This window comes from Paenibacillus sp. S29, from assembly GCF_049319765.1.
Classification (GTDB): Bacteria; Bacillota; Bacilli; order Paenibacillales; family Paenibacillaceae; genus Paenibacillus; species Paenibacillus polymyxa_B.
Genome location: NZ_JBMOUI010000053.1, coordinates 1 through 1148, shown reverse-complemented (window position 1 = coordinate 1148; position 1148 = coordinate 1). Strand labels below are relative to the sequence as shown.

The 1148-nt window shown below is 57.4% G+C and carries 1 protein-coding gene; it reads left to right on the top strand.

The features are described 5' to 3' along the window. On the top strand, positions 1-1148 hold a 1148-nt coding region (locus tag ACL9RM_RS26410), incomplete at both ends, for an amino acid adenylation domain-containing protein (RefSeq protein ID WP_414126694.1).

The following is a 1148-nucleotide window of genomic DNA, read 5'->3' as shown; positions in this document are numbered from 1 at the left end:
CCGAAGGGCGTGATGGTGGAGCACCATTCCGTGTTGAACCGGATTTTGTGGATGCATGATCGATACGGCTTGAGTGCGGGAGATACGATCCTGCAAAAGACGGCCTTCACGTTCGACGTGTCGGTGTGGGAGCTGTTCTGGTGGTCGCTGGTCGGCTCGAAGGTGAGCTTGCTGTCGGTAGGCGGGGAAAAGAACCCGGAAGACATCGTCGATACGATTGCCCGCGATGGCGTGAGCACAATGCACTTTGTTCCCGCTATGCTGCATGCGTTCCTGGAGTACGTGGAGCAGCAGCCACGAGAAGTGATGCAAGCGAAGCTGATCACGCTGCGCCATGTCTTTGCCAGCGGCGAAGCGTTGCCACCACAGCATGTGGCCCGGTTCCAGCGGCTCGTGTCGAACCTGGTCGGAGCGAAACTGATCAACCTGTATGGACCAACCGAAGCGACGGTGGACGTATCGTACTTCGATTGCGAGCCTAATGAAACCTATTCGGTCATTCCAATCGGAAAACCGATCCAAAATATTCGTCTGTACATCGTGAAGGAAGGTACGGAGCAATTGCAGCCGATCGGGGTTGCAGGAGAACTGTGCATCGGCGGTGTCGGGGTAGCCCGCGGTTATCTGAACCGTCCAGAGCTGACGGCCGAGAAATTTGTGAAAGACCCGTTTGCTGGCGGGGCAGCAGGCTATGAACGGATGTACCGCACAGGCGATTTGGCGAGATGGATGCCGGACGGGAACATTGAATATCTGGGCCGAATCGACCATCAAGTCAAAATCCGGGGCTACCGGATTGAGCTGGGCGAGGTCGAATCGCAGCTACTGCAAGTGGAATCGGTACGCGAAGCCGTCGTCACAGCTCGTGCGGATGAAACGGGCCAGAAACAAATGGTGGCGTACTATGTCGCCGGACAAGAGCTCGGAGCCAGCGAGCTGAGAAGTGAGCTGGGCCGGGAGCTGCCAAGCTACATGGTGCCATCTTACTTTGTACAGCTGGAGCAGATGCCGCTGAGTCCAAATGGCAAAATTGACCGCAAGGCCCTGCCCGCACCGGCAGGCAGCCTGCAGACCGGAACGGATTATGCAGAGCCGCGTACTGCTCAAGAACGCGCTCTAGTAGCGGTCTGGCAGTCGGTACTGGGACT